Annotated in this window: 8 protein-coding genes; all 8 read left to right on the top strand. The window is 73.6% G+C overall.

Features of this window, described 5'->3' with window-relative positions:
• Positions 1–163: 163 nt before the first annotated feature.
• The gene (locus ACFYOJ_RS36155; protein ID WP_388598634.1) at positions 164–997 is read left to right on the top strand and encodes a sortase; all 834 of its coding nucleotides are present in this window, start codon (positions 164–166) and stop codon (positions 995–997) included.
• Complete coding sequence (locus tag ACFYOJ_RS36150; protein ID WP_388598632.1) at positions 997–1,392, top strand: hypothetical protein; 396 nt, start codon at positions 997–999, stop codon at positions 1,390–1,392. The genes ACFYOJ_RS36155 and ACFYOJ_RS36150 overlap by 1 nt, the downstream gene beginning before the upstream one ends.
• Before the next feature lie 90 nt (positions 1,393–1,482).
• Positions 1,483–2,874: a winged helix-turn-helix domain-containing protein gene (locus ACFYOJ_RS36145; protein ID WP_388598630.1), complete on the top strand. Its 1,392-nt coding sequence runs from the start codon at positions 1,483–1,485 to the stop codon at positions 2,872–2,874.
• Positions 2,871–3,734, top strand: a complete 864-nt coding sequence (locus tag ACFYOJ_RS36140) for a DciA family protein (protein WP_388598628.1) — start codon at positions 2,871–2,873, stop codon at positions 3,732–3,734. The genes ACFYOJ_RS36145 and ACFYOJ_RS36140 overlap by 4 nt, the downstream gene beginning before the upstream one ends.
• Positions 3,735–3,766: 32 nt before the next feature.
• Positions 3,767–3,940, top strand: coding sequence for a hypothetical protein (locus ACFYOJ_RS36135; RefSeq protein ID WP_356559498.1), 174 nt, complete (start codon positions 3,767–3,769; stop codon positions 3,938–3,940).
• The gene (locus ACFYOJ_RS36130; protein ID WP_356559496.1) at positions 3,937–4,335 is read left to right on the top strand and encodes a WhiB family transcriptional regulator; all 399 of its coding nucleotides are present in this window, start codon (positions 3,937–3,939) and stop codon (positions 4,333–4,335) included. The genes ACFYOJ_RS36135 and ACFYOJ_RS36130 overlap by 4 nt, the downstream gene beginning before the upstream one ends.
• 509 nt (positions 4,336–4,844) lie before the next feature.
• Positions 4,845–5,249, top strand: a complete 405-nt coding sequence (locus ACFYOJ_RS36125) for an alpha/beta hydrolase (RefSeq protein ID WP_356559494.1) — start codon at positions 4,845–4,847, stop codon at positions 5,247–5,249.
• A 102-nt stretch (positions 5,250–5,351) separates the two neighbouring features.
• The coding region (locus tag ACFYOJ_RS36120) for a hypothetical protein (RefSeq protein ID WP_388598626.1) at positions 5,352–5,716 on the top strand (365 nt) is incomplete at its 3' end.

Below are 5,716 nucleotides of genomic sequence, written 5' to 3'. Positions count from 1 at the left end.
CCCGCCCCCGCCCCCCCCCCGCGCCGCCCCCCCCGCGCGCCCGCCCCCCGGGCCGCCCGCGCCGGCCGCCCCCCCCGGGGGGGGGGGGGGGGGCCCCCCCCCCCCCCCCCCCCCCCCCCCCCCCCCGCCCGGCCCGAGCCGCTCTCACTCGCAGGAATCACTCATGCCCCGCACGACCCGCACTTCCGAGTCCGACGACGCCACCTTCGCCCGTGAGCCCGCCCCGGCCCATCCCGCCCGGCGCCGCCTGACGGTCGCCGCCGTGGCGGCCACGGGCCTCACCTTCGCCGCCCTGCTGTGGGTCCAGACCGGCCACTACGACGGCGACCGCACCCCGGCCGCCGCTGCGACCTCGCCTGCCGCGACCTCGGCCGCCCCGCAGAGCCCGGACCCGCTGACCTCCTCCGCCGCCCCCACCGCTGGCGCCACGAAGGCGCCCGACAACACCGGCAAGTCCCGCGACGCCGCCAACCGCACCCTGTCCGACTGGACCGCCCACAACCCGGCCGCCGACGGCGAGCACGCGGTCGGCGGCAAGAGTGGCAGCGGCCCCGGCGGCCCCATCGGCGAGGTCCTGCGCATCCCCGCCCTCGGCAAGGACTGGGCCCAGCCCGTCTACGACGGGGTGGGTGACCAGCAGTTGCGCGCAGGCATCGGCCACTTCCCGGACACCGAACAGCCCGGCCAGATCGGCAACTACGCCCTGGCCGGCCACCGCTCCGGCGTCGCCGACCCGGCCTTCCGCGACATCGACCGCGTCAAGCCCGGCGCCGAGATCCAGGTGACCACGGCGCACCGCCTCACCTACACGTACACCGTCACCCGCGTGCGCACCGTCGCGCCGACCGACGTGAACGTGATCGCGCAGGTCCCCGGACAGCCCCACGCCACCCCGACGAAGGCGAAGCTCACCCTCGTCACCTGCTGGCCGGCCACAGGGCACTCCAAGCGGGTCGTCGTCGAGGCGGACCTCGTCTCAGCCAAGGGCGGTGCCTAGTGATCGAAGACAGCGACCCGCAGGAGGAGACGACCGAGGAGGTCACTGTCCTCCCGGCGCGGCTCTGGCCCGTCTACAACGTCGACCGCGCTCGCGCCGAGCTCATCGCCATCGAGATGCTCACCCGTGGCGCCAGCTACCTCCGCGTCCGCCACGCCGTGCCCAACCTCTCCCCGAAGAACGTCCGCCGCCTGCAGGCCCTGGTCGCCGAGGAAGCCAAGAACCCGGCCAACCCGCGCATCGTGTGCCGCACTCCGGCCCGCGTCCAGGCGATCCGAGCCCGCACCCGGGCCCTTCCCGGTCAGGCCGGCGCGAAGCCTTCCTCGCCTGCCCAGCCCAGCGAGCCGGAAGAGAGCGCCGAGCCCGTTCAGATGACGTTCTCGCTCGACTGCTGACCGCGGCGCCGCCCGCCGAACGCCCACCCGACTTTCAGGCCCGAACAGCCACGGGTCTACTTCGCGCACCCCGAAAACCCAGGAACCCCTGTGCCCACGACCCCTGCACCACCCCGGCCGGCCGCCCCGCCGCCTGCCGCTGTGCACGACGTCGCCGGCCACCGCGTGCCCTCCTCCGGCCAGTGGATGTCCACCACCGGAGGACGCATCGCGCCCAGCGGCGAGGCATGGCTCGAGGCCGTGTACTGGTTCTACAAGTACGGCCCGTACACCTCCGAGCGCACCCACGGCCCCAAGAAGTTCGGCGACACCACCCTGCGCATGGCGAAGGTGATCGCCCACCTGACCGAGTGCCGCCCCAGTGTCGACGTCCTGGTCGGCTGGCTGAAGCTGTCGGAACGCACGGTGAAGTACCACCTCGCCATGCTGAGGGAGAGCGGCTTGCTCACCTACCGCTCCAAGGGCACCCGCGTGAGCGGAGTCGGCGGCCGCGCCAGCGAGTTCGAACGCACCATCCCCCAGGTCTTCGACGACGCCGCCGGCCTGCGCACCGGCCCCTCGGACACCCTGATCCGCTCCGTGCGCGGCTTCTGCCCGGAGAAGGTCCCGCTGCTCAAGGAGCTGCACAAGGCCGCCCGCCGCTCCACTCGAAAGAAGCGGACAAAGCGCACCAACCGCCGCCCGGTGAAGCTCTCTTCGGGAAGGTCGTCTTGCACCCCAATGGTGGTTGGTACTTCTAGTTCTTCTACTGCGGGTGATCTCCCTACTCCCTCTGAGAGCAAGCTCGCCAGCGGGCAGCACAAGTCCCCCACCCCGAAGAAGTCCGGACACCGGAAGCTGAACGCGATCGGCCGCCGCTACCAGCTCGCCGCCGAGCTCATCCAGCAGGTCGGCTGGCTCGGGCGCGCAGCCGTCCCGAGGATCGCCTGGATCGTGCGCCACGTCGCCGACGCCGGCTGGAGCGCCGCCGAGGTGATCGCCGTCGTCGGCCTCGCAGCCCCGGCCCGCCGCGTCCACCGCCCCTCCGGCTTCCTCGCCAGTCGCCTCAAGGGCGCCCACCTGCTGTACGACACGCCCGCCAAGCGCGCCGCGATCGTGGACCACTGGCGCGATTCCCGCCCCGCGGAGCACGACCGCCACACCGACTGGGAGCAGGACGATGTCCGCCGCCCGTCCAGCCGCGCTGTCGCCCGCGAAGTCCAGGCGGCCTTCGCCCAGCTGCAGCAGCCGGCCACCCCGGCGGCCGGTGAGCGCGACCTCGCCGTCGGCGACGACGGGCTGGTGGACCTCACGCAGCTCACCCGCGACGAGGTCATCGAACTGCGCACCGCCGCACTCAAGGACCCCGACCTGATCCGCGCCACCGTCCAGGCCTGCGGCGAGACGTACGCCCGCCGCCTGTTCACCTCCGCCCTGGTCGACCGGACCAACCGCCTGTCGCGCCTGGGCCGCACCATCGTGCACAGCTGGAGGCCGGCATGAGCGCCGACGAGCCCACCGGAGTCGACCTCGCCCGCGTGGCCCTGGCCGCTGCGAAGGAGGCCGCCAAGAAGCGCGGGTCCAGCACGTCGGCCAAGCAGGCCCCCAAGCGCCGTCCGGCCACGCGCCGTGACGGTCGCGACCCCCTGGGCCTCGGCGAGGCACTGGCCCGGCTCATCACCGAACGCGGATGGGAGACCCCCGCAGCGGGCGGATCCGTGATGGACCAGTGGCACACCATCGCCACACCGGAGATTGCCGACCACCTCCGGCCGGTGGCCTTCGACGAAGCCACCGGCCGGCTCGACCTCGTCCCGGACACCAACGCCTGGGCCACCCAGGCCCGTCTGATCAGCGCCCAGCTCATCCGCAAGGCCAACGCCGCAGTCGGCACCGAAGCTGTTCGCCAGATCCGGGTCCTCCCCGTCGGTTCACGCACCCCCGCACCCGCTGAACTTGCTCCCCAACCCTCCGCACCCGCGCCACGTGGCGGCATCCGCACCCGTGAGACCGCATCAGCCGGCCACCGCCGGGCACGAGCTGGGATCGCGACCACAGTGGCCACGCCGCCCCCGGCGCCGGTCCGCAGCCTTGAAGACCGACGCGACGAGTACCACCAGATCCGCGCAGCGATGGAGAGGAACGCCTCCACCCCGCCGCCCGCGCCCCCCGCGCAGCCCCGCACCCCGGACGACCGATGCGACGGCTACCGGCGCACCGTCGCCCAGATCGGCGCCCCCCTCCCGGCCCGCCCCCCGACTGAGGCCCCGGTCCGTACCCGAGAGACGGCCTCGGCCGGATACCAGGCCGCCCTGCGCGCCCACCTGGAGAGTAAGGGCCGTGCCCGGACCCGCCCCGCATGACCAGGCCACCGCGAAACGAAAGCAGCGCCCTTGTGAAGAACACCGACACCCAGCAGCAGCTCCCGGCCCCGACTTCCGACAGGGACCGACTTGCCCGGCAGACCGCCTCGACCATCACCGACCCCGAGCTTGACGCGCTCTACGACCAGCGCGATGCCCTGCTGCGCCTGCTTGCCGCCGCCCTGATCGCCGGGCGAACGGCATGAGCGCCGCGCCTCACGCCCACCCCGACGCCCCCGCTCCCTGCGTCGGCGCCGACCCGGAGATCTTCCATGACGACGCCAGAGCCCCCACTGCGAGGGCAGTCTGCGCCGGATGCCCCCTTGCCGCCCTCTGCCGCACCCAGGCCCGCGAGAACCGCGAGTGGGGCACCTGGGGCGGCGAGACCAGCGCCGAACGCGCCGCAGCAGGACACCCACCGGCCGGCTGGCAGGACCGCGGCCACAAGAAGCACCTCAAGCCCTGCGGCACCCCCGCCGCCTACCGCCGCCACCTGCGGGCCGGCCAGCAACCCTGCCCACCCTGCAAGTCCGCCGAGTACCGCCGCCGTGCCGACTACAGCTCAAACCGTCCCCGCAGAAGGAACGGGAGCCAGACATGACCGGACCGAGCAGCACCCGCGAGGCGAACGCCCCCTCCACGCCGGCGGGAGTACAGCGGGCGGCTCGGCGCTGGCCGGCAGACGGGGCCCCGGCGGAACTCACGGGGAGACCGTCCTCACCTCCTCCGAGGTCGTCTCCGACGGGGCCTGGGACGAGGAGCCTCCCGCGCGGACGCGGAAGCCCGCCGTGCCACAGCGCGCAAACGCCGCGAACGGTGCAGCTGCGGACACGGCAACTCCACCAGCGGCAGAGCCCAGCTCTCCATCCCCCCTGCTCGCCCACGACCTCAAGGCCGTCATCGCCGCCACCGCCCCCGGCCGGCTGCCCGTCCTGCTGGCCGGCCACTCCACGGGCGGCATGGCCATCCTCGCCCTCGCCGCTGAGCACCCCACCTCATCGGCGGCAAGGTCATCGCCGCACTGCTCGCCGCCAGCACCAGCGGCGGCCTCGACCTCATGGGCCCCAGCACCCGCCGCTGAAGCGCCTGATCAGCCTTACCCGCCACGCCATGGCCGCCGCGTGCATCTATGCCCCGCTGCCGGCCCACCGCATCCGCGAACTCGTCCGACCGCGCCCCTACCCCCAACCGCCGATCGACCACGCCGCGCGCTGGTTCAAGGCCCTCATGCAGCACGACGTCACCGATCAGCTCGAGGCCCTCGGACGCATCCCGGTGCGCATCCTCGTCGGCGAGAACGACCAGACCATCCCGCCCATCCACGCCCTGCGGCTCGCCGCGCAGATCGCCACCGCCCGCCTCCACGTGATCCCCGGCGGTGGCCACCGACTGCCCCCCAGCGTCCCGAGGCCTTCCTCACCGCTCTGGAACGGGCCTGTGCCGGCGCCCTCCCGGCCGGCGGCCGATGGCACCGCCGCCTCTCCCGCCGCGACTGCGCGACGATGCCGCTCCTGACGAGCCGAGGCCGTAGGGCAGACTCACGAGCCAACTGAACACCACCACGAGTGAGGCCGCCTTCCCGGCGGCCACGCGAAGAACGAACGTCAGGACAAGCACGTGATCCACCCCGCGGACAGCGCCCGGCCCCCGGAGCGCAGCCCGATACCCGCGCTCCTGCGGCGCCTCGACCCGCCCCGGACCTGGGATGGGCGCGCCGGCTACCGGCCGCCCGCCGCGATCCTCGCGGTCTGTACCGCGTTCGTCCTCGTCTTCTTCGGTTTCTACCTGGTCCTGTACTCCAAGTTCTTCCACCACCACCGGCACCTGGCGCTGGCCGCGGTGTTCGCCGGGGCCGCCCTGCTCTCCCTCGCCGTCTACGCGATCGCGCACCGGCTGCTCGCCCGCTTCGGCCTCTACCTGTGGCAGAGCATCGTCGCCGGCATCGTCCTGCTGACCATCATGAGCTCGGCCCCCGACTGGGC

This window comes from Streptomyces sp. NPDC006384, assembly GCF_042870695.1.
Taxonomy (GTDB): domain Bacteria; phylum Actinomycetota; class Actinomycetes; order Streptomycetales; family Streptomycetaceae; genus Streptomyces.
Note: the sequence above shows the minus strand (reverse complement) of the source record. Positions and strands in the feature narration are given on the sequence as shown.